Consider the following 21,488-nt stretch of genomic DNA (forward strand, 5'->3'; position numbering starts at 1 on the left):
TATCTAATCATCATTATCCATTGCCATCGCTTCAATATTAATAATAGTGGAACGATTTAAGGTTATTTTAAAACGTTGTATCTGTTGATGATGTTGTTTATCTGTTTGCACTAATACGGTATTTATTTGATAACGCCGTTCAACAGCCTGTTTAGTTATTTTAGTACCGTCGAGTGTGTACAAGCGGCCTTCTCCCTTTTTCAAAAAGCGAATAAAAGGTGTTAAATTGAAGAAAATTCGTTGTTGTATTTCATCGTAACCAGGTAAAAAACTTTTCGCGTGAACCCTAGTATCACTGCGAAAGTGTAGTAACTGAGCTGCTTGTTTATTTTGTTGGCGACGGGTTTGGAATAGTTTGTCTACTTCTGTGGGTAAATCTTTATTACGAATATATTCAAGCCAAATGGTTTGACTAGCAATGCGACTTTTATTAACGCTATTGGTGAAAATATTTCGCCACTTTGGTAAGCCCCGCTGAATACTGCGCCAAATTATCCGAGTGATATCATCTTTAAATATTTCCCTTAAGCCGTAAATCACCCCTAACATGCCAACAAGTGCTATGGTGACTTCTGTGAAGTTTGCACGAGCGTTCAATACTAGTACCATAACAAAAGTCATTATCACGGTAGTCACTGTGCCGCGCACCAAGCGTTTTAAATTAGTATTGAGATTTTTAACTTCCTTTTGAAATACCACGCCATACTCTACTAAGCGCTGCAACAAGCGCATTTTATTGGTGATACGGTTAGGATCAGCTAAAGTCGTTTGAGAGTTATACTGGCTAGTTTTTCTATATTCGCTTTCTCTTTTACATAGGGCTAATAAAAAGTTTCGCTCAGCAGTAAAGTCACTACTTTTAGGGCCTCGTGACAATATTTTCAAAAACGACTGTTCAACATGCCAACTTAAGTAGTTATCAGCATTTTCAAAGAATGGGCTTAGCTTTTTGTCTGGTGGCGTATAACGTCTTAATTTTTTCAATAAACCAGTAATTTGCTCTGCAACGACGATAGCTTGAGGGTAAAACTCTTCACTTTCTTTAAGTTTGATGGTTTGCTTAATGTCGGTGTCTAGTGCGATACGGATTTGATAAGAAAACAAGTTTAAATTTAGACGATAATCGGTTATCTCACCTTTAGTTTGACTGATAAAGCGACTACGTACTAAGGGTAAGTGCAGTTGATCAGAATAGTAAGCACTATGGCTTTTTATACTACTGTGAAAGTATTGCTCTTCAGAAAGTGTTTTAGGGCTAATACCCATTTCAACAGGTAGAGAGAAATATAAATCGAGTCTCTGGTAGTCACTAGGTAATAGCTGGTAACTAACCTTTAGGGAAAGGTTTTCGTCTTGAATGAGTTTAGTATTATTCACTTATAGTTTGTACCCCTTATTATATTGTTTTTATAAATCCTAAATTGATTAAAAGACTGAATAAAAAGTAATGACTAATATTAAGTTTATCAGTTTAGAACTCATAAATTGTATTATACGCTATTTATCTGATAGTTTTTAGATGAATTTAATCTGATTTAATTCGGTCTAACTTAATAATTAATAAAATTTTTTCAGTAGACGTTTAAGATAATTCAGGTGTTGAATATAAAGAACAACGTCCAGAGGTAAGTAATATGAAAATGGTTTATACAAATGAAAATCACTTTTTAGCCAATAACGCCAAAAACATTATTGAGTCTGTTGGTATTGTTACTTTTCTAAAAAACGAATTTGTACAAGGTGTGGTTGGTGAAGTTGCTGCTTTTGATTGTTGGCCAGAAGTTTGGGTTGTTGATGATAGTGATTTTGAACGGGCAAAAGAAGCTCTTGATGAGGCTAATAAATCACGTAGTATGAATGATTGGATTTGTAATCATTGTTTAGAGGAAAATGATGCCTCGTTTGAGATATGCTGGCAATGTAGTGAAGATATCGAATAGCCTTTAATTTATCAATAGTGATATCGAGTATAGAGGTATAGTAGGTGTCATGAATTTTTACTTGAAAAAATTAGAATGAAACGCAATAGCAACAGTAAAAAATAAGCACTTGAAAGATGTTTAAAAATCAGAGTATTAATACATTAATCGAAACAAAATACACAAGTAAAATTCAACTTTAATTTTTACATTATTTCACAGAAAACCTAGCTTTAATTTATTCCAAAATGAATACTTCTGTTTGATAATCATGTAGAGTTCATGTTTGGAAATAAAACATTTTTACAACAATGGAATGTAGAACAATGATGTTTTTTATTAGAATGATTCCCTCTAGATCTTCAGCACGAATACTTTTGCTATTAATGCTTACTTTTCCTGCATATTCATATGCGAGTACACCACTAGAAAACTACCAAGCATTAAAAAACTTACAACATTTAAACACTGAGAAGAATCGTGATCTTGTCAACCAACTGATGATTGAAGCGAGTAACGAAGAATATCAATTTTTGCAAGCCCCCATTTATGCCTATATTGCTAGGTTAAAAACAAATGACGGTAATTGGCTTGAAGGAAAGCACTATTTGGATAAAGCTGTCTCGACCATCTCGACTATTAAAAACAATGACTTGCTTATTGACGCTCTTGAAAGCATTAGTTGGATATTTTTTATACGTGGCGATTATAGTGAGGCAATATTATATGTGCAAAAAATGGCTGAACATGCATACGAAACTGCTAATCAGCGAGGTCAAATTGTTGCATTAAATCGGTTAGCACTGAGCTATATCGAGCTCGACTTGTATGAGTTAGCTATTGAGCCTTTAGAGTTAGCTTTAAAGCTAGCACGTAAAACGAAAAATTATGACAGTGAGTTTTTAGCAACATTATACTTAATTAGTGCCCGAATCAATCTCGATGATGTTGATCCAAACGAAACTTTGGCTTTAACCCTTGTTGCTGAAAGAATCCCATCCAAGTTTAACAGCGATGATGGTTATTTACCTCGATTAAAAGGTGTGGTTAATGAACAATTAGGTAATTTTGATGTCGCTGAAAAATGGTTCAAATTGTCGGAAAGTAGGGCTAAATCAAGCCATGATGTGCGTTTGTTGCAAATTGTTAGTCTGAGTCTATCGGAACTTTATTTAAAAACGAATCAACTATGGATTGCGCTTGATTATGCCATAACAAGTTTAGAATATAATAGCCAACTGCAGCATGCTAATACACAAGCAACCTTACATTATCTACTAAGCAATATTTATCAGCAGCTAGGTGATGATAAAAATTCATTAAAGTTCTTGCGTGCTTATGCTGATTATCAAAATGCTGCAAGTGACAAAGGCACGGTCAGTTTAATTTCAACAATGGATAAACGCATTGAAAATATTAAACGCCAACAAAAGCTCGCTCAATTAGAGAATTCATTACTTAGCAGCAAAGTAACCAGTCAAAAGAACAAAAATAAGCAACAAGTCTTTATCTTTATTATTATTGCTTTGGCATTGTTTTTTTGCTTTTTTATTATTGTGTTTTTTGTTCATCACAGAATGCTAAAGACACAAATCGTCTCATCGATGAAAGATGAACTAACCGGTGTGTTTTGTCGAAGTTATTTGAAAAACTATTTACCCGCTGTGAAGTCACGTTTTGAGCGTGAGACTAATCAAGAGTTGTCGCTAGGAGCGGTAATAATTGATTGTGATGATTTTAAATTTATAAATGATACTTTTGGTCATGCAGGCGGCGACAAAGCACTAAAAGCTATCGTCAATACGATAAAAACTCAAATTAGAAAAAATGATTTGTTGTTACGTTGGGGAGGGGATGAATTTGTTTTGATTTGTGAGTCAGTTAGTCAGGTACAAATCCAAGAGCTTGCTAAGCGAATTACGCGAAGTATTAGTGATTTATTAATAGAATATGATGAGACGACGCTTACGGTAACGATTTCTGCTGGTTTTGCTCTGCATGATAAAACAGAAGATTTTAATTTTGATGGCTTAATAAAAGCAGCCGATGAATTTTTACTAGCAACAAAGAAACGAGGTAAGAATAGCTACCTAGGCGATAACTTTACCGAGTTAAGTCAAGATAATTACTCCAACAATTTCTCTTAAAATACCTGGTGTACTTATGCTTAAAGCTGCTCTTAACTGATAAAGCTTAGATAAGTTAATTTAGCTTAACCTTAGTTCATTTTAATAGTTTTTTAATATATTAACCTCCGCTTTATGGCATTAATTTGAAAAGTTAATGCCAAGCTTTGAGTTGAAGTTAAGTAATAGCTTATAAGCTATTGAATAGCGATAAAGCAATTGCGCACATGATTAAGCCCACGATAATATCGATGCTACGCTTAACTTTTTCCTGACTAAGCCAAGGTGAAAGTTTTGCTGCTGCTCCCGCCAAACTATAGAACCAAAGTATAGAAGCCAACATAGTGCCTAAAGCAAAAGCTAGTTTTTCATTACCTTGAAACTGACCACCAACACTACCTAGGATCACTACAGTATCAAGATAGACATGCGGATTGAGTAAAGTTACAGCTAAGGTTGAAGCGACAACCAGCCAAGGGCGCTTTTTACTTTTAGTGCCAGAAAGTTGTTGTTCGTAACCGTTTAGCCAAGCTTGGCGAAATGACAACGCTGCATAAGTTAATAAAAAAATGATGCCGCCCCAGGAAATAACAATAACTAACGTTGGTGATGAAGCGATAAGCTTTGCTCCACCAAATACGCCCAGCGCAATAAGGGCAACATCACAAAACATGCAAATGGTTGCGGCTAAAAAGTGGTGGTTCTTTTTAATACCATGATTCAATATATGTGAGTTTTGTGCGCCAATAGGCAAAATCATACTGGCGCCAAGGAATATGCCTTGAAATAGTGGCGAAAACATTTGTTCTCCTAGATACCCGTATTCATTCAAATTGCGTCTTTTCATCCGTTTAAAAATCTCATCTACTTCGTTGCATTCAATCGTAATAGCCAGCTATTTCTCAATCAGGCGCCTTGTAGCTAAAATTTTTAATCATGCTAAAAATTTCTACTTCCAATGACTACGGGTATAAATAATATTGTGCTGAGTTATTAGGGGCAATTTAACTAATTATCAAAGATAAATATAATTAATGATTTTTATCTTTGATTAGTTTTGCTAATGTTGATGCTTGTTTTTAGATTGAGCAAACAGATTGAGTAAAGCCCAATGTTAGATTACAAATTACTGCATGCCTTTAGTGTTGTCGTTGATGAGCAAAATTTTGCTAAAGCTGCCTCGGTTTTATCTATAACGCAATCGGCTGTTTCTCAGCGCATTAAAACCTTAGAACAAACACTTGGCCAACCTGTATTAGTACGAGCACAACCATTAGTCGCAACCCATATCGGTAAGAAGTTGTTGGCACACTACCAACAAGTGAAACTGCTCGAGCAAGACATCATTCCTGATATTTCCGCTAATAGTAAAATTGAAACCATTACAGCGAACATTGCCAGTAATGCCGATAGCTTAGCAACATGGTTGATTACAGCCATTGGTGATGTTTGCCATCAATATAATGTTGCCGTGAATTTTCGATTGGCTGATGAAAATAGAACCATTAACTACTTAAAAGATGGTGAAGTGTTTGGTGCTATTAGCACCCATGATCAGGCTTTGCCTGGCTGCACATTAGATAAGCTTGGCGACATGCACTATATACTTGTTGCAGCGCCAAGTTTTGTTGAAAGATACTTTCCTAATGGTATTAGTGAAAATGCTTTAGAAAGTGCTCCAGCAGTTGCCTATGATCAAAAAGATGATATGCATATCAAATATATTGAGCAAACCTTTGGTTTAAAAGGCGGCTCCTACCCTTGTCATACTGTACGCTCGTCGGAAGCTTTTGTAGGCTTTGCTCTACAAGGTTTAGCTTATTGCTTGATCCCTAAGTTACAAATACAAGCCGAGCTCACAGCAGGTAAATTAATTGATTTAATGCCGGAAAACTCAATTACTCGAACGCTTTATTGGCATCACTGGGTATTGCTTAAAGGTGTTTTTAAAGAATTATCTAAAGCGATAATTCAGCGTGCTCAATACGCTTTAAGTAAGCAATGATTTACTGTTTACAGTAACATACCACTAGCATCAAATAGTATAACCCCGTTCAATTAGGAGAATAATGTGAGTAATGTAGTCATCAGAAAGGCAACACCGGCAGATATTAGTATTTTATACCAATTTATCATTGATCTCGCCATTTATGAGAAAGCCGAGCACGAAGTATTGGCAACTGAAGAAACTCTCGGTAAAACAATTTTTGCTGATGATAGCCATGTTTTCGCGCTTATTTGTGAATTAGATGGTGTAGCAATTGGCTCAGCAATTTACTTTTTTAATTATTCAACTTGGCTGGCTAAGTCAGGACTTTATTTAGAAGACTTATACGTTATGCCTGAATATAGAGGTAAAGGCGCAGGAGTTATGCTTTTAAAGGCTATGGCTGCTATTGCTAAAGAAAAAGACTGTGCGCGCTTTGAATGGAGTTGTTTAGATTGGAATACACCGTCAAGGGAGTTTTACCATTCTTTAGGTGCCGTGTCGCAAGACGAGTGGGTTGGCTATCGTATGGCGGGGAAAACGCTTAGTGATTTTGCATCTGATCTGACTGAATAATACTTATTTCTTTACTTGGCTTATCTGCAAACGCCATCATCGCGTTTGCGACTTTTATTGCTTCAATTACTTGGTACTTTTTCGGGATAATAAGCGCAAATAATTTCATGAAAATAGTACCTAGGTACTCACCTAATCTAAACTCTTTACGGTTTCCAACTAACATCGATGGCTGAAAAATTCCCAAGTGCTGGTAACCGATATCGGCTAAATTGGCTTCAACTTTTCCCTTAACTTGATTGTAGAAGACAGCAGAGTGCTTATTTGCGCCAATAGCAGAAACAATGGCGAACAAGCTAGCACCTCGGTGATGGAAATGCTCAGCAATGGTCAATGGATAATTGTGATCAACTTGGTAAAACGCTTCTTTAGAACCTGCTTTTTTAATGGTAGTGCCTAAGGTGCAGTAAATATGGTCAACTTTTAGTTGCTCAGAATTTGTTTCATTAGCGATTGCGAAATGGGTGTTTAATTGCTCATCTAGGTTTTTAAAATTAATAGTGAATTGCTCTAATTTGTTGTGCTCTAGTGCTAATGGCTGTCGAACAATAGCAATAACACGGCTGTAGTGTTGAGAAGCTAATAGTAATAAAAGTAACTGTTCACCAACTAAACCACTGGCGCCAATAATTAAGGCTGTTTTTGTATTTTTTCTGTTATTACTAATGTTTACCAATGGGGTAACTCCTGAATCAATGAATATGGTATAACGTGCCATGAGCATTAATTTTTGTTGTTAATTGCAAAGCCAACTCTTGTGCCTGAAAAATTTCGTCGGTGGTCATGGTTTTTGTGAGTTTCTCAATTAGCCATTGGTAACGGCGATAAAGCGCATTATCGTCAGTGAAGTTTAAAATAACTTGATTATAGGCATAAGTCTTAACCCAGCCTTTTTCCCCATAGTTTTGTGAATTATACATGTTGGCTAATTTGGCCATAGCTTTTAGACTACCATGTTCTGCTGCTCGACTTAAAAAGTTAAGTTTCTCAGCAATGAATTTTTTTTGCTCAGTAATATACTCATCTCTTGGCAAAGACTTTTTGTCTTGTGAGGTCATATAAAATTCGGCATTAAATTGGCTGTAGCTCTCTTGAGTTGGAACATACCCTTGTTCGGCCGTTACTTGCATAATCTGATAAAATCTCTGCTTCTGTGTCGTATCAACACCCTGGCACTTCTCATAACTGTCTTCTAATCGACGGATAAAAAAATCTACTTCATGGTTGTCCTCGGCACTCTGCATACGTGCATCAAAGCTTTTTTGATCAAAAGGGGCGTGCCAGCAATATCTCAGATTCATTGCGAGTATATAGCCAGCCTCATTATCACCATTTTCAAAGCGGGTTTTTAAATCTTTAATTTGCTCGATTAATTTGCCATCAATATGCCAGTTGGGGCGAATTTGAAATATAGGAGCCCCAAAGTTGGCATTAGTTTTAATTTCGGAATAACTATCATTTTCCATTGTAACAGGAGGTACGAAATCATTGGGCTGATCATTATTGCTTGATATTGAATTTGTTGAGAGGTCAGAGTCAGGGAGCGGTAAATTTTGTTTTGTAAAATTTTCGCTTTCGTTTGACAATAGAGACTTTCCATAAAAGCCAATGACTACGAATAGTGCTAATGTTATTATTTTTAAGTGTTTTTTTAGTTTTTGATTTTTTAACATATGGACTTCAAGAAGGCGAGGTTATAGTAAAGCTACTCGGCCGGTTCTTGGCTCATAAGTAAACCCAAAGCTTAAATTTTTAGTTAATTTATATGAACAAATACTATTTTCATAATTAACAATAAACTCTGTAGAATCATCAACTGCAGCATTACTATTGCCATTCTCGATAAGCGCTTGCCATAGCGAAAGGCAATCAGCATCACTATCGGTTGATATTATCCTGTCACTGCCTGAGAAACTTTGTGCAGGGTAACCTTGAGGATTAATGTCAATTTGTCCTGACGTATCAGAGCCGTATAGTTGGATATTATCACGTTTACTAAAGTCACTCGGCGAACCCAGTACCCGCCACTTCATGTTAGCTAACTTTACACCAGAGCGAAGTGCACCAGCATTTGCTGATACTTTAGCTTGCAGTGCATCATCAGTTAAATTGATAAACTTAGGTAATACGGTCACCGCTAGTATGCCAAGAATAACAATAACAACCACTAATTCAATTAATGTAAAACCTTGGCTCTTATTCATTTAAAATAATTTATAATATATTTTTACATAATTTAAACCATATTGCCCAATATGACAATTAAATATAGTGATATCAGATGGTTAATCATCATTGAGCAAGTGTTGTTTATTCAGAGGCGGGGTTATCTATATATCTTATTAGCCCAGCGGGTTAATCCTGCAGTCACACTACCAAAGTGATCACCAATCACTATTGGTGTTTGCTTAAATTGCTGTTGTAAAAATTCATTAATAACTGGCGACTTTGCGGTACCACCGGTAACGAAAACAACATCAGGCTGCGTATTTGCTTGCTGAATTGCATCTCTCATTAATTTTGCAATACTTGTTAGCTCACGCTGACAAGCGGTAGAAAAGCTATCTCTGTTCAATGTAATAGATAAATTTTCTGCAATATCATCTAATGAAATATCGTGTTTAATATCATTCGTTAACGCTATTTTAGTTTGTTCAGCGGCGTTAACTACTTTATAACTCAATTTATGCTGTTGAACTGTTAATAAACGTCTAAGTAATTCAGGCTGTTTAGCATCACGAATAAGTTGTTCTAGGTACCTGCCGTTGGCAGCGCTATAAAACTCTGTTTGTTCGCTAATGTTGTTAATCGCGACCGCTTGCCAAAAACTATTTGAAGGCATAGGTTTGTCAGTTTTTAAGTAAGAGTCTAAACCAAAGCTTGGCATAATGCCTTTTAGAGCTAGTGCGATATCAAAATCATTACCGCCAACACGTTCGCCACTGTGACTTAATAAGTCTTGCTCTCGGTTAGAGTGAATGGCCTGTTCAGGCCCCATTAGCAACATAGAGCAATCGGTAGTACCACCGCCAATATCGACCACTAACACTTTCGTTTCTTTTTCAAGTGATGCTTCAAATTCAAAACCTGCAGCAACTGGCTCAAATTGAAATTCAATATCTTTAAATCCGACACGCTTAGCCGCGTTAGTTAATACTTGAATTGCTTGACTGTTACTTTCTTCACCTCGAAGACCTTGAAAGTTAATTGGACGACCAATAACGGTTTGAGTAACGCTTCTACCAAGTTTTTCTTCGGTAAGATTTTTTATATTGCTCATCATAGCGGCAACAATGTCTTCAAATAATTCAATTTGTTGAGGCATTAACCCGCTGGCACCTAAAAATGACTTAGGCGACTTTATGTAATAGCCTTCATCCGGTTCTTCCAAGTAATCATTTAACGCTTGTTGCCCAAATGATAATTCTGTTGGGTAACCGTCTAATGTTAACTCTCGTAATGCATTTTGTCCTTTTTGTAGTTGCCATTGACGTTGTTGTTGAAAGTTTTTTTGCTCTTCCAAGGTCAAGTGGTTGTGCAACCAGTTTGAGATGATATCTCGACTAGGCGCATACAAGGTGGAAGATATATAACGGCCATGATCGCCCAGTGATAAAAGCTCAGGAGTGTTGTTTTGCATAACGCCGACAGCACAGTTAGAAGTGCCATAGTCAAATCCGATCATGTTTAGGTCCGATGTAAAAAAGGTCGCGTAGAATACTGAGATATTTGGTACTAGGCAAGTGCTTTTATATGATTAGATGTAATAGATTTATTATCCGATTATATTTCCACCTAATGACATTAGTAAGACAATAAAAATAATTAATTTATTCCAATAGGGAAACATAATGCGCTTTTCATTTAAAAATATAACGTCAATTGTATCGTTACCGATATTGCTTTCATTAAGCTTTGCCAGCGTGAACTCTTTTGCTGCGGAAACTATTGAAAGCTACGCTGAAAAAACCAAGAAAAGCATGGAAAAAATGCAGAAAAAAAGAACCACTTGGACAGCCGAAGATAAAGCGATAATGAAAGCTGCGAGTGATAAATTGGCTAACGACTTACCAAACCCTGGGTTAAAAGCGGGTAATAAAGCACCGAATTTTGCATTGAAAAATGCTTTCGGGAAAACGATAGAATTAAGCAAAGAACTTGCAAAAGGCCCTGTAGTGTTGGTTTTTTACCGCGGCGCTTGGTGTCCATATTGCAATATCCATTTACATGCTCTGAAGAAAAGCTTACCTGATTTTGAAAAATATGGTGCGCAAGTTATTGCTATATCACCGCAGTCACCTGATAAGTCAGCTGAACAAGTTAAAAAAGACGGTTTCCCATTTGAAGTTTTAAGTGATAGCACCTCAAAAGTAATGAAGGACTACAAACTTTACTTTGAATTACCAAGCGATTTAATGAGGGTTTACCAAGAGCACGGTTTAGATCTTGAAGAGTTTAATGGTAAAGGTAGCAATGGTTTACCAACACCAGGTGCTTTTATTATTGATACCAATGGTGTTATTCGCACTATGCAGGCTGAAGTTGATTATAAATCTCGTATGGCACCTGAAGATATCTTAAAAGCGTTGGCTAAGCTTTAAAATAGACTGACTATCATAAAGTAATTTGTATACTGAAATAAAAAAGGCAGCTGGAAAGCTGCCTTTTTATAATATCTAAAACTTAATTATCCTGATGGCATGGCCAATATTGTTTTAATATCGATAGTTTCTTTGTATCGAACAAAAGTGGTTTCACACTCCATTCGAGCTAATACAGCCATACGGTCTGATAACTCATTACCTTCAATATTAGCGTGACCTTTAACATGACTAATAATCAAGTTTGCTTTTAGCGTTTGATAAAGTGAAAAACATTGCTTGATCACCTCAAGATTTTTAATTTCTTCACCTTTACCGCGTGTCCAACCTTTTGCTTGCCAGCCTTTTGCCCATTTGGTTACACAGTCAATTGAGTATTTAGAGTCAGATAAAACCTGTACCGTTTTACCTTGCTCAATATGCATTTTGGCGTATTTAAAGGCCGCTAATAAGCCATTAAGCTCGGCAGTATTATTGGTGCCCATAGGCTGATACAAGCCATACCAAAGTTCAATTAGCTGCTGCTGTTGGTAAACGGCCATACCGGTACCTGATTTTCCCGGATTAGGTGAACAGGCACCATCGCAATATATATTGAAATCGGCCTCTTCTTTTGCTGCTGACGGGGCACTGCTTGCTTTAACATTTCCAGCCTTAACGCTTGCGGTTTTAGTATAAGTTGCTGAGCCTGCAGGCTTTGAGCTACTTTCTTTACCCATAGAACGTTTGGTTAGTGCTTTAGTGTAGGTTGATTGAAAAGCGAGTTCAGCGTCTGCTTTTGATGGAAAACCCATAAATTGTGCATCGGGTCTTCCTTGCGTGTGACTTTTAACATCGTCCCAACGTTCAAATACACCTGTTTTTGCGCCTTTCCATACTACGTAATACTTTTTACTCATAAATTGTTAACCGTAACTCTAGTGTTTGTTTATTTTTAATTGCTGTTACTTCACTTGCTTACTATTTTTTACCGACCAAATAACCAATAGGATACCGGCAATAAAAAACGGAATACTTAGCATTTGTCCGGCCGTTAAAGCGATATCAGCAGCATAAGCGGCTTGTTTTTCTTTTAACATTTCAATAAGAAAACGAGCAGTAAAGATTAAGATAAGAAACACACCTAAAATTGAACCTTGTGGCGTTTGTGCTTTCTTTTTCTTATAAAAAATCATTAAAACAAAGAATATGGTTAAATATGCAATGGCTTCATAAAGTTGAGAAGGGTGGCGAGCAACATTATCGATACGAGAAAAAATAACCGCCCAAGGTACATTGCTCGGCGTTCCTAAAATCTCTGAATTGACAAAATTGGCACTACGAACAAAAAAGCCAAATAACGCGGTACATATGGCTAGTCTGTCGAGCAGCCACATAAAATTCATGTTATTTTTCTTACTGTAGATACCTGCAGCAATAATAGCCCCTAAGCCGCCACCATGGCTGGCAAGTCCACCTTCCCAAATTGCTAAAATTTTCATTGGGTTGGCAAAGTAATAACTAGGGTCGTAAAAGAAACAATGACCTAAGCGGGCACCAACAATAACGCCAATCACTATGTATACGAGTAAATTATCAAGTGCGGCTAAATCTTGTTTTTCAGTTTGAAATATCCATTTCATTACCTGTAAACCCGATAAAATTGCAGTTGCGAATAGTACACCATACCAATGAATGGTAAGTGGCCCGACGGAGAAAAATACCGGATTGAGATCCCAAACTAAATGTTGCAAAGAATAACCCTTATCATGTGTACGTTAAATGCTTATTGATGTCGAATATCGACTTGATTTTTGACATTCTATCAAGCTACTTGTTGCTGTGGTGAATTAATTTGTGCCAAATCATTAATGAACGCTTCAGGCTGTTCAACGTTGATTAAAACCTGTTCAAAGGACTCAACAAACGCGCCCATCATGCCCCAATACTTAATTGGCTGCTTGAAAATAATTTTTACATTGTGCTGCTTAGCACGACCTATTTTTAATAAGTCATCAGTTTTTGTTTCACTGCTTTCGTCTTCAGAAAGGTCATTTAATGCAACTGATTCAATATCAGCTAACGGCACAGGCATAAAGTTAAAAATAGAATTGTTAATAATCAATTTCTTGTCTTGCACATAGATTGAGTAATGGCGTGACAAACGGTAGTTTGCGGTCATTAAAATAAAACCATATAGAATAAAAGTTGCTGCCATGGTGGCCGCAATTTCACTCCAGTCGACTAATAATTTATAGCTTATGGTTGCTGCAATGATTAGCCCTAAGGTGATAGCGAAAAAATGCCACGCTTTACCTGACAGTAAGGTAATGGTATTGAGTGATTTGATATGGCGTTTTGATAAGCGAGGAATAGCGTAGTACCAACTGGCAGGCTCGGTAGCAAAGGTTAGCGCTAAGCCTTGTTTCTTATCGTCATCATATTTTTCTATCGCGCCAATACGTGGATCTCCTGATAAATTACGCGCTTGCCAAAGTCCTTTGACAATAATAAACATGAGATAAAATTCTATGATAAGTAATACGGCAATAATTGGGTAACGTAGCCATAAAATAAAGTCGAAATATTGTGCTATGTCTTCAGGGAAGCTGTAACGCGCAATAGCGCTAGAAAGGCTCAAAATTATCAATAGCTTCCATGGTTTTTGTTTGCCAGCTTTTATAATAAAAAACCAATAAAGTACGGGTAAAATTGCAAAGTACACTACACTCGCGATGATGACAGGGTATAAGCCAAACTCAGCATTGGTAGTTTCAGGGATAAATTCAAAGCCTAGGTAATAGCAGCTTATCGCGATGAATAGAAACAGTAGACGGTATTTAACAGACGTTCTCACAAGCATTCCTTTTGTAATCGTTCTTATTAGATACCCAAACCACTTGAAAATGCAGGATTCAGCAAGTCGAAAAAGGGTTAGCACCAAGACATTGATTGAAAGGAATGGTTGTTCCATTGTCGAAATCAATAACGCCGGAGATGACCTTTTATCGCCTTGCCCTGCGGGAGCTAAGCTAGAAAAACAGAGCAGCGTTGCAGCACTTGATAAGGGAATAACCATTATCTGCGTGCTGTGCCTTGCTCTGATTTCCTAGCTTAACTCTGAAACTGCATTTCAAGTGGCTTGGGTATAAGTGCAGTTTTTCACTGCTGAGAGAGTATAAGGTAGTTTTAATCGTGCTTGAAGTGGAATTTTAAACAGTGAAAATAAGAGGGAGGGTGTGAGAAGTATTAATTATCAGTATAAAAAACCACGCGTATTCGCGTGGTTTTATTGCTTAGACATTGTTTATATTTTCTTAATCAAGAGCTTTAAATCTAATTGCAGCACCGCCACTTGTTGCTAATGGTAACGTTATACTGTCGCTTGATTTAACAGCTTTATTTTCGATAATTAAATCATAAGGGTTATTAACCCATTCAGCCTTTTTACCATCGCGATAAATTTGCGCTTGGTAGCGTTTACCTTTTTCTAGAAAGTCTAGTTTTAATGTTATTTCGCGAGCATTTTCATCGGTTAGCGCACCTACAAACCAATCACTTCCATTGCGCTCTTGTCTCGCAAAAGCAACGTAGTCACCAACTTCGCCAGCAATCGCGATACTTTCATGCCAGTCGGTAGGAACATCTTTAATAAATTGAAATGCTGGCATATTGGCTTGGTAATTTTTTGGTAAATCGGCTGCCATTTGAATTGGGCTGTAAAGCACAACATACAGAGCAAGCTGCTTAGCTAAGGTGGTTTGTGGTCGGTTAGTGTCACTGCCTAAACCATTAAAGCTCATATCAAAAATACCTGGCGTAAAATCCATTGGCCCAGCTAATAAACGTGTAAAAGGTAATATTGCGGTGTGTTCAGGTGGGTTTGGCGGCGTGCCCCATGCGTTAAATTCTTGGCCTCTAGCACCTTCTCTAGCGATCCAGTTAGGATACGTTCTACGCAACCCTGTCGCTTTTATTGGTTCATGGGTATTAATACTAATTTTATGTTTAGCGGCTTCAGTAACACTGTGTAAGTATTCATTAACCATAAACTGACCATCGTGCCACTCTTTACGCACTATGCCATCTTCGTCGATACGCTTAATATTTCCACCATCAGCAACATAGCCCGTTTTTATTTGGTTAACACCATGTTTTTGATAAAGCGCATAAGCATCAGACATTTGATTACGGTAATTGGTAACACTGCCTGACGTTTCATGATGACCAATTAAACGCACACCTTTTTTAGCGCCATATTGACTGATTTTTTCAATATCAAAATCATCATAAGATTTCGTGAAATTAAAAACATCACCATTGCTGAACCATGCGCCATCCCAGCCTTTATTCCAGCCTTCAACTAGTACACCTGAAAAACCATGTTCAGCAGCAAAGTCCATGTAACGCATAGTTTCACTGGTGGTAGCGCCATGCTTATCTCCACTACCCCAAGTATTGGTTTCAATATGCATTCCCCACCAAATACCGACATATTTACCCGGTTCAACCCAAGAAACGTCACCCAGTTTATTTGGCTCATTAAGGTTTAAAATTAGGTTTGAATTTAATAATCCGACTGCATCTTTGCTGATTTGAATGGTGCGCCATGGTGATTTAAAGTTCGCGGTAGTTTTTACTAAACTACCGTCTGACCAAGGTGTTAAATCAGCTTTCAATGTACCAGGGCGTTTTTGATTAAGCGTCATTGCGGCATAGTCAACAAGTGCTGCTTCATGAATACTGAGATGTGTGCCAGACGGTAATTTAAAAGTAAAAGGCGTATGTGCTCTATCAACGCTTTCTACATTTGTGGTGTTATAGGTATATTCATATCGGTTCCAACCACGAGCAGGAATCCACCAAGCAGTCGATTGCTTTGCATTAGCCAAAGAAAACTCTGTTAACTCATTGGTAATTTCAACATGTGCCAAACCTTTTTGTTTAGGCACTTCATAACGAAAGCCAATTCCGTCATTAAAGGCACGAAAGCGAACTTTATATTTATTAGCACTGTCGCGAGAGGTAGTAAACGTTAGTAGCAACTCATTGTGCTTGTCAGAAACATTCTCACGCTCTCCCCAGGGTAACGTCCAATGGCTATCAACTTGCTTTTGGCTAACTTCAGCTATTTTAAAACCGTCACTAAAACCATGAGTGTTTTTAAACAACATGCCTAGCTTTGATGATGTAATGACAGTTTCGTTATTAAAAGTTACTTGGTAGTTTGGATGTTTTTCATCACTAATACTAATGGTAATAGCCTCATCAGGAGAGCTTACGCTGACCGTTTTGGCTATTCCTTCAAAGGGTGAAAGTAATCCAATAAAAAATAGGGAGGAATATAAAGAGTAATTTTTCATTTTATTTTGTTCTTGTAAGACAGTGCTTAAGAATAAATTGATATAGAAGGAGTTTCAGTAATTTGCATACGTATTCAAATCATTAATCTGCTATTAATTAGGTGCTGAGCTATATTGTACTCAAATTTGTAGATTTGATAGTGAAAAATTTATCTGTATACGCTAGGAGGGGGAGTTTGGTTTATATTATTCAGTGGTAGGCTGTTTTTAATGCTAACAAAGCAGAATGAACGAAGTTTGGTTACTCCAAATAAGTGAAATTTTAATGCAGCTAACGTTAAAAATAGCCATTACCCGGGGCTAAAGTTCATGCTTTTAGAAAATGTAACTATTGGTTAGAACATTGGCTTATTTATGCGTTTAGCTGATGTCTTTGATATAGAATAGACATCGAAAAAACATTAGCCTATATTATGCTAAAGTGGAATGTTTTTGTTGTAGTGTTCCTAGTGAGCTTAAGTCAACTATGAATTCAACGTTCCATTATTTTGTATTTCTAAGAATCTTTGTTTTTAAGTTTACCTATCATTATGCTTAATTGAGTGGCTAACTCTCTCGTCTAGTTAAAAAATTGCGGGTATAATAATACTTTTAAAGTGCTTTCTATTATTGCTTAAGTATTGAGTTTTACGCAATATTCGAGAAAGAATAGGGAGATAAAGTCACACTTTCTAGCATGTTTGATCTTAAACAAAAAGTTGGTTATCACTTTTTCAATTGGGTTGACTTAATAGCACACCCTGATAATACTCAACTGGTGTAGTAGATAATATCGTTTATTAAACTTGGCATAAAGAATCGATAAAAATGAAGATTATTAGTTTTATCTTATTATTATTTTACAGCCTCAATGCATCAAGCATTGAAATTAAAGTAGATAGTAAAATTGCTATTATTTCTAGTGTTAATATTGTTGCGTTGAATGAACGGCAAATTCGCAATCTATTCAGTTTAAAAAAGAAACTTCTTCCTAATAATACCCGTGCAGTACTTGTGAGACTTCCATTTTCACATGATGTAAGTAAAATTTTTTGCCAAAATATTTACGAACTTTATCCTTATCAACTACAACGACAGTGGGACCGACTTGTTTTCTCAGGTAAGGCGACTGCACCAAAGCAAGCTAATTCAGAATCAGAGGTAATTAAACTTGTTGCCTCTTATCCTAACGCCTTAGGTTATATTTCAGCAAACTCACCATTACTTACAGAATATAAAGGACAGATAAATGTCGTCGCTGTTTATTAGGCTATTAATAGCCTCAGCATTTTTACTTTCTTTTGGTGCTAATACCACTGACTGGGTAGACAATATCTCAACTTCAGGTTTTATCGCCGCAGGAGCATTAAATATATCATCTAACGAAGATGATAAGGCAACTAAGTCAAGTTCGATAGTTGAAGGGGGCTTGCACTTATCAGCAATATTACCTAAAAATATTGAGATGAACGGTCAAGTACTTTATCGCGATGTGGGTGACTTATCTAATTATTCAAACTTTAAAGCTTTTAGTTTGGACTATTTAACTTTTGATTGGCGATACAGCGGCAGTGAAAATAGTGAACAGGTTGTTAGTATTGGTCGCTTTAAATCTAATGGCGGTATATATAGTAATACACGAGATATTCCCTTTACACGCCCTAGCATCTTATTGGCACAACCCATTTATACTGAAGAGTCAAGGTCAATAAATTCTCATATAGATGGCATTCGATTTAATTCGACAATTTTTACCTCGCAAGGGGATTATAGTGTCGAAGTAGGCTTTGGCGATAATGAATTGAGTGACAACTTTATTTCATCGCTTTTACAGGGAGATAACTCAGATAGTATTAGTGCTGATGGCATGTATTTTCTTGATTTGAGGTATAGAAATAGCAATTGGCTCATTGTATCTACTTATCATAATGTTGAAATAGAATTTGCTGGGGCAATAGCTGGAGATAGCTTCGGTGTGCCTAATTTTAATTTCGATATAAACATGAAAGTGCAGTTAGAAAACTTATTGCTTGGTGTTCAATATTTGACAAAAGATTTCGAAATTACGGCAGAGCTAATTAAGCAAAAAGCAACGACTCCTATGATTGACATTTTCTCCTCATATTCTTCAAAAGATCTTGCATATAAAGCGTTTGGATATTATTTACAAGCTAGGTATTTCATAACGCCAACAGTGTCAATGATGGCAAGGTATGAAAATTTAGACTTAGATTTGAAGGATATGCCCGAGATCGTAAATAGTCTTACAGGAAATGCACTATCAGACAGCGAAAACTACGGTTTATCATTGATTTGGCTAATTGATGAAAATTGGCAAATCGCTGCTGATTACCACATTCGAAAAAATATGCACGTAGATACTAAGTACTCATTAATTGAAGTTTCATGGCGTTTTTAATTAATGCGGCATATTAGTTTACAATCGATAGGGTTGGGCGTATTAATGGCAGTTTTTGTGCCAGTATCGATTATTGCCTACCAAATAGAGAGTAGCCTTTTTGAGCAACAAATAGAGAGTTCTCAGCAAAAAACGAAAGGTGAAACGGAGCAGGCATTTAACTCGTTTATTCAGCAACAATTTCGTTTAGTTGTTGTACTTGCAGAAGAAATAATTTTTTTACGCAATGTAAATAAACTTGATTATGCAATGGCATCAAACGAATTAATGCTTGCACTACCTAAATTACAAATGAGCTACCCCGTCAGCGATATTAAATTGATAAACCCCACGCAACAAACCCTAAATATCGGGAAGCCAAGGGGAACCAATTTTAATACTATGTATGAGCACTTAATTAAGACAGAATCTCCCGTATTTAATATTTCTTGTGTCAGTGATTGTTATATGAGTGTTGCGATCCCGGTGGAGTTAGAAGGAATAATTTGGGCATTTGTAATCACTGTAGAGCTAGACGAAACACTTGTTTCATTTAGCTTATTAAGAAATATAAATATCGCATTACTTACCGAAGGCAACTCAAAAAATATAACAGGTCGACAATGGCAGCAATACAACATGCCAATATTAACTAATAATAAACATACTCAGCCTATAATGAATATGCTGGCAAGTGAACCAAAAGCTGCATTGCTCAATGGTGTTCATACAATGTATAAACAAAGCAATCATTTTGTTTGGCAATATCAATATAACACGAGAAAAAATACAGGTTTGAATTTACTGTTTATTGAAGATACAACCATCTTGCGACAAGAGCAACGTGATCGTTTTATCTTTGAGGTTATATTTATTATAGTTTTACTCAGTGCCATTATCATCGCGGTAGTGAGCTTTATCTCTAGTCCTGTCATACGTTTGCGAAGGCTAGCATATGTTGTTAAGAAAACAGGTAAGAAAGAATATGCTAAAGCTATTGATATTTTAGAGAGAAATACCAAAAAGTCACTGTTTATAGATGAAATTTCAACTGTGCAAAATGCACTTTTAGAAACGACAATAAACCTACAAAGTTATGAACATGATTTAAAAAAGTATAATAGTCATTTAGAGCATGTCGCCTCACATGATTCTATCACCGGACTGAAAAACCGTTATGCTTTTTCTACTTATTTTGATCAACTGTCGATAGGTGATGAGAGTGTTGAAGTAACCCTTATTCTTATTGATGTATTTGGCCTTACAGCGTTAAATAATAATCTTGGACATGAAGTTGGTGATAGAGTTTTACTTGAAATTGCGAATAAAATTAAAACGTTTGAGAATGATTTTAGAAAAGTCTACCGTTTTGGTAGCGATGAATTTATTTTTTGCTGTACGAATAAGAAATCTGAAAATCAAGTTGTGATGTTTGTTGAAGATGTGCTGCGCTTATTTGATGAAAATATTCAATTTGATAAGTTATCATTAGCGATTAATATGAATGTTGGCATTGGTTATGCTGAAACATCAGATAATAATTTTCATAAATTGATCAGCCAAACGGCTATAGCGCTTCATGAAGCAAAAAATAATGGTAGCGATTCTTATCAGTTTTTTACGCCTGAGATGGAAGCCAAATCGGAGTTATTATTTAGAATAAAGTCTGACTTCTCATCTTCATTGGAAAAGGGGGAGTTCTCATTAAATTATCAACCAATGATTAACTTTTGGAGTGAAAAGTTGGTTAAGATGGAAGCACTTATTCGTTGGCATCATGAGGAAATTGGCCATATTTACCCTGATCAATTTATTCCGATTCTTGAAGAAACAGGGCAAATAGTACCACTGACAAATTGGATACTTAATCAAACCCTTGCGATGATAAAAACACTGGATAGTATGGGATTAAATAATGTTGTTATTTCAGTGAACATTAGTGGCCGACAAGTAACTGATCTGAATTTTATCGATGAAATTTCTAAAAAATTAGCATATTACGAAGTAAGCTCCAATCGCATTGAGTTGGAAATAACTGAAACAACATTAGTGAATGATTTTGATATTGCTAAAGAGTGGGTTGAAAAAGCACAAAAGTTTGGTTTTAAAGTTGCGATGGACGATTTTGGTACAGGTTACTCGTCTTTGTCGTATTTGACTAACATGTCATTTGATACGATTAAGCTTGATCGCTCGTTAATAGATTCCATAGCCACAGAAGAAAAACATCAAAATGTGGTCACCTCAATGGTTAGCATGATAAAAAATTTAGGCTTAGATATTGTTGTTGAAGGCATAGAAAATCGTGAGCAATTTATATTTATGAGGGATATAAATTCAAATACAGCCCAAGGATATTTAATTTCTAAACCTTTGAGTTTAGAAAACTTAAAGATCAAACTTAAAAACTATCAAAAGTCAGGTAAATGGTTTGAAAATAAGTAGTTATGCCTAAGTTTATATCAATCAATGGCACTTAGATATTTTGGCAAATAGAGTGACAATTTTTATATTCTCAATGACGTTTGCCAAAAAGCATATCAGAAATATACATTAGACT

Annotated in this window: 18 protein-coding genes; 8 read left to right on the forward strand and 10 right to left on the reverse strand. The window is 36.2% G+C overall.

The genetic code is table 11. From position 1 onward, the window contains the following. Positions 1-3: 3 nt before the first annotated feature. Positions 4-1,377: a hypothetical protein gene (locus B7C41_RS00850; RefSeq protein ID WP_085296868.1), complete on the reverse strand. Its 1,374-nt coding sequence runs from the start codon at positions 1,375-1,377 to the stop codon at positions 4-6. Between the two features lie 257 nt (positions 1,378-1,634). Between B7C41_RS00850 and B7C41_RS00855 the strand changes: the two genes are divergently transcribed. Together B7C41_RS00855 and B7C41_RS00860 are read left to right on the forward strand one after the other, a co-directional pair. Next, the gene (locus B7C41_RS00855) at positions 1,635-1,940 is read left to right on the forward strand and encodes a putative signal transducing protein (protein ID WP_085296869.1); all 306 of its coding nucleotides are present in this window, start codon (positions 1,635-1,637) and stop codon (positions 1,938-1,940) included. Between the two features lie 305 nt (positions 1,941-2,245). Then, on the forward strand, positions 2,246-4,066 hold the full coding sequence (locus tag B7C41_RS00860; protein ID WP_158089063.1) for a tetratricopeptide repeat-containing diguanylate cyclase: 1,821 nt from the start codon (positions 2,246-2,248) through the stop codon (positions 4,064-4,066). A 169-nt stretch (positions 4,067-4,235) separates the two neighbouring features. Here B7C41_RS00860 and B7C41_RS00865 read toward each other — a convergent pair whose 3' ends face one another. After that, positions 4,236-4,847: a LysE/ArgO family amino acid transporter gene (locus B7C41_RS00865; protein ID WP_085296871.1), complete on the reverse strand. Its 612-nt coding sequence runs from the start codon at positions 4,845-4,847 to the stop codon at positions 4,236-4,238. A 309-nt stretch (positions 4,848-5,156) separates the two neighbouring features. On the opposite strand from B7C41_RS00865, the gene B7C41_RS00870 reads away from it, so the two are divergent. Next, entirely contained in the window at positions 5,157-6,050 is an 894-nt protein-coding gene (locus tag B7C41_RS00870) for a LysR family transcriptional regulator ArgP (RefSeq protein ID WP_085296872.1), read from the forward strand. A 66-nt stretch (positions 6,051-6,116) separates the two neighbouring features. After that, positions 6,117-6,608, forward strand: coding sequence for a GNAT family N-acetyltransferase (locus B7C41_RS00875; protein ID WP_085296873.1), 492 nt, complete (start codon positions 6,117-6,119; stop codon positions 6,606-6,608). On the opposite strand, the gene B7C41_RS00880 is transcribed toward B7C41_RS00875, so the two are convergent. The 4 genes from B7C41_RS00880 to yegD form a co-directional block, all read right to left on the reverse strand. Then, on the reverse strand, positions 6,577-7,326 hold the full coding sequence (locus tag B7C41_RS00880; protein ID WP_085296874.1) for an NAD-dependent epimerase/dehydratase family protein: 750 nt from the start codon (positions 7,324-7,326) through the stop codon (positions 6,577-6,579). The genes B7C41_RS00875 and B7C41_RS00880 overlap by 32 nt on opposite strands. Continuing rightward, a complete protein-coding gene (locus B7C41_RS00885) occupies positions 7,301-8,281 on the reverse strand; it encodes an SEL1-like repeat protein (protein WP_085296875.1) in 981 nt (326 codons plus the stop codon). The genes B7C41_RS00880 and B7C41_RS00885 overlap by 26 nt, the downstream gene beginning before the upstream one ends. Before the next feature lie 21 nt (positions 8,282-8,302). Continuing rightward, the gene (locus B7C41_RS20560) at positions 8,303-8,812 is read right to left on the reverse strand and encodes a type II secretion system protein (RefSeq protein WP_085296876.1); all 510 of its coding nucleotides are present in this window, start codon (positions 8,810-8,812) and stop codon (positions 8,303-8,305) included. 122 nt (positions 8,813-8,934) lie between these two features. Further along, positions 8,935-10,293, reverse strand: a complete 1,359-nt coding sequence (gene yegD, locus B7C41_RS00895) for a molecular chaperone (RefSeq protein ID WP_085296877.1) — start codon at positions 10,291-10,293, stop codon at positions 8,935-8,937. 166 nt (positions 10,294-10,459) lie between these two features. Here yegD and B7C41_RS00900 point away from each other — a divergent pair, with 166 nt between their 5' ends. After that, positions 10,460-11,209 carry a peroxiredoxin-like family protein gene (locus B7C41_RS00900; RefSeq protein WP_085296878.1) on the forward strand — a complete coding sequence of 250 codons (750 nt, stop codon included), beginning with the start codon at positions 10,460-10,462 and terminating at the stop codon, positions 11,207-11,209. A gap of 86 nt (positions 11,210-11,295) precedes the next feature. On the opposite strand, the gene B7C41_RS00905 is transcribed toward B7C41_RS00900, so the two are convergent. From B7C41_RS00905 to B7C41_RS00920, 4 genes are all read right to left on the reverse strand, one after another. Then, positions 11,296-12,108: a ribonuclease H family protein gene (locus B7C41_RS00905; RefSeq protein WP_085296879.1), complete on the reverse strand. Its 813-nt coding sequence runs from the start codon at positions 12,106-12,108 to the stop codon at positions 11,296-11,298. A 45-nt stretch (positions 12,109-12,153) separates the two neighbouring features. Then, the gene (gene lgt / locus B7C41_RS00910) at positions 12,154-12,942 is read right to left on the reverse strand and encodes a prolipoprotein diacylglyceryl transferase (protein ID WP_085296880.1); all 789 of its coding nucleotides are present in this window, start codon (positions 12,940-12,942) and stop codon (positions 12,154-12,156) included. 71 nt (positions 12,943-13,013) lie between these two features. Next, positions 13,014-14,045, reverse strand: a complete 1,032-nt coding sequence (locus tag B7C41_RS00915) for a hypothetical protein (protein ID WP_085296881.1) — start codon at positions 14,043-14,045, stop codon at positions 13,014-13,016. A 460-nt stretch (positions 14,046-14,505) separates the two neighbouring features. Continuing rightward, positions 14,506-16,551, reverse strand: coding sequence for a glycoside hydrolase family 97 protein (locus tag B7C41_RS00920; RefSeq protein WP_085296882.1), 2,046 nt, complete (start codon positions 16,549-16,551; stop codon positions 14,506-14,508). An 807-nt stretch (positions 16,552-17,358) separates the two neighbouring features. Between B7C41_RS00920 and B7C41_RS00925 the strand changes: the two genes are divergently transcribed. From B7C41_RS00925 to B7C41_RS00935, 3 genes are read left to right on the forward strand one after another with little or no spacing between them, the layout of a single operon-like run. After that, on the forward strand, positions 17,359-17,799 hold the full coding sequence (locus tag B7C41_RS00925) for a hypothetical protein (RefSeq protein ID WP_085296883.1): 441 nt from the start codon (positions 17,359-17,361) through the stop codon (positions 17,797-17,799). Next, entirely contained in the window at positions 17,780-18,949 is a 1,170-nt protein-coding gene (locus B7C41_RS00930) for a hypothetical protein (RefSeq protein WP_085296884.1), read from the forward strand. Before B7C41_RS00925 ends, B7C41_RS00930 begins: the two co-directional genes overlap by 20 nt. 3 nt (positions 18,950-18,952) lie before the next feature. Further along, positions 18,953-21,373 (forward strand): putative bifunctional diguanylate cyclase/phosphodiesterase, encoded by a 2,421-nt coding sequence (locus B7C41_RS00935; protein ID WP_085296885.1) that lies wholly within the window; start codon positions 18,953-18,955, stop codon positions 21,371-21,373. Positions 21,374-21,488 lie beyond the last annotated feature (115 nt).

The organism is Cognaticolwellia mytili, from assembly GCF_002104475.1.
Taxonomy (GTDB): domain Bacteria; phylum Pseudomonadota; class Gammaproteobacteria; order Enterobacterales; family Alteromonadaceae; genus Cognaticolwellia; species Cognaticolwellia mytili.

Coding starts and splice junctions, on each gene's coding strand:
- B7C41_RS00855 (WP_085296869.1), top strand. CDS start 1,635: ATGAAAATGGTTTATACAAATGAAAATCACTTTTTAGCCAATAACGCC.
- B7C41_RS00860 (WP_158089063.1), top strand. CDS start 2,246: ATGATGTTTTTTATTAGAATGATTCCCTCTAGATCTTCAGCACGAATA.
- B7C41_RS00865 (WP_085296871.1), bottom strand. CDS start 4,847: ATGTTTTCGCCACTATTTCAAGGCATATTCCTTGGCGCCAGTATGATT.
- B7C41_RS00870 (WP_085296872.1), top strand. CDS start 5,157: ATGTTAGATTACAAATTACTGCATGCCTTTAGTGTTGTCGTTGATGAG.
- B7C41_RS00880 (WP_085296874.1), bottom strand. CDS start 7,326: ATGGCACGTTATACCATATTCATTGATTCAGGAGTTACCCCATTGGTA.
- B7C41_RS00885 (WP_085296875.1), bottom strand. CDS start 8,281: ATGTTAAAAAATCAAAAACTAAAAAAACACTTAAAAATAATAACATTA.
- B7C41_RS20560 (WP_085296876.1), bottom strand. CDS start 8,812: ATGAATAAGAGCCAAGGTTTTACATTAATTGAATTAGTGGTTGTTATT.
- yegD (WP_085296877.1), bottom strand. CDS start 10,293: ATGATCGGATTTGACTATGGCACTTCTAACTGTGCTGTCGGCGTTATG.
- B7C41_RS00900 (WP_085296878.1), top strand. CDS start 10,460: ATGCGCTTTTCATTTAAAAATATAACGTCAATTGTATCGTTACCGATA.
- B7C41_RS00905 (WP_085296879.1), bottom strand. CDS start 12,108: ATGAGTAAAAAGTATTACGTAGTATGGAAAGGCGCAAAAACAGGTGTA.
- B7C41_RS00920 (WP_085296882.1), bottom strand. CDS start 16,551: ATGAAAAATTACTCTTTATATTCCTCCCTATTTTTTATTGGATTACTT.
- B7C41_RS00925 (WP_085296883.1), top strand. CDS start 17,359: ATGAAGATTATTAGTTTTATCTTATTATTATTTTACAGCCTCAATGCA.
- B7C41_RS00930 (WP_085296884.1), top strand. CDS start 17,780: ATGTCGTCGCTGTTTATTAGGCTATTAATAGCCTCAGCATTTTTACTT.
- B7C41_RS00935 (WP_085296885.1), top strand. CDS start 18,953: ATGCGGCATATTAGTTTACAATCGATAGGGTTGGGCGTATTAATGGCA.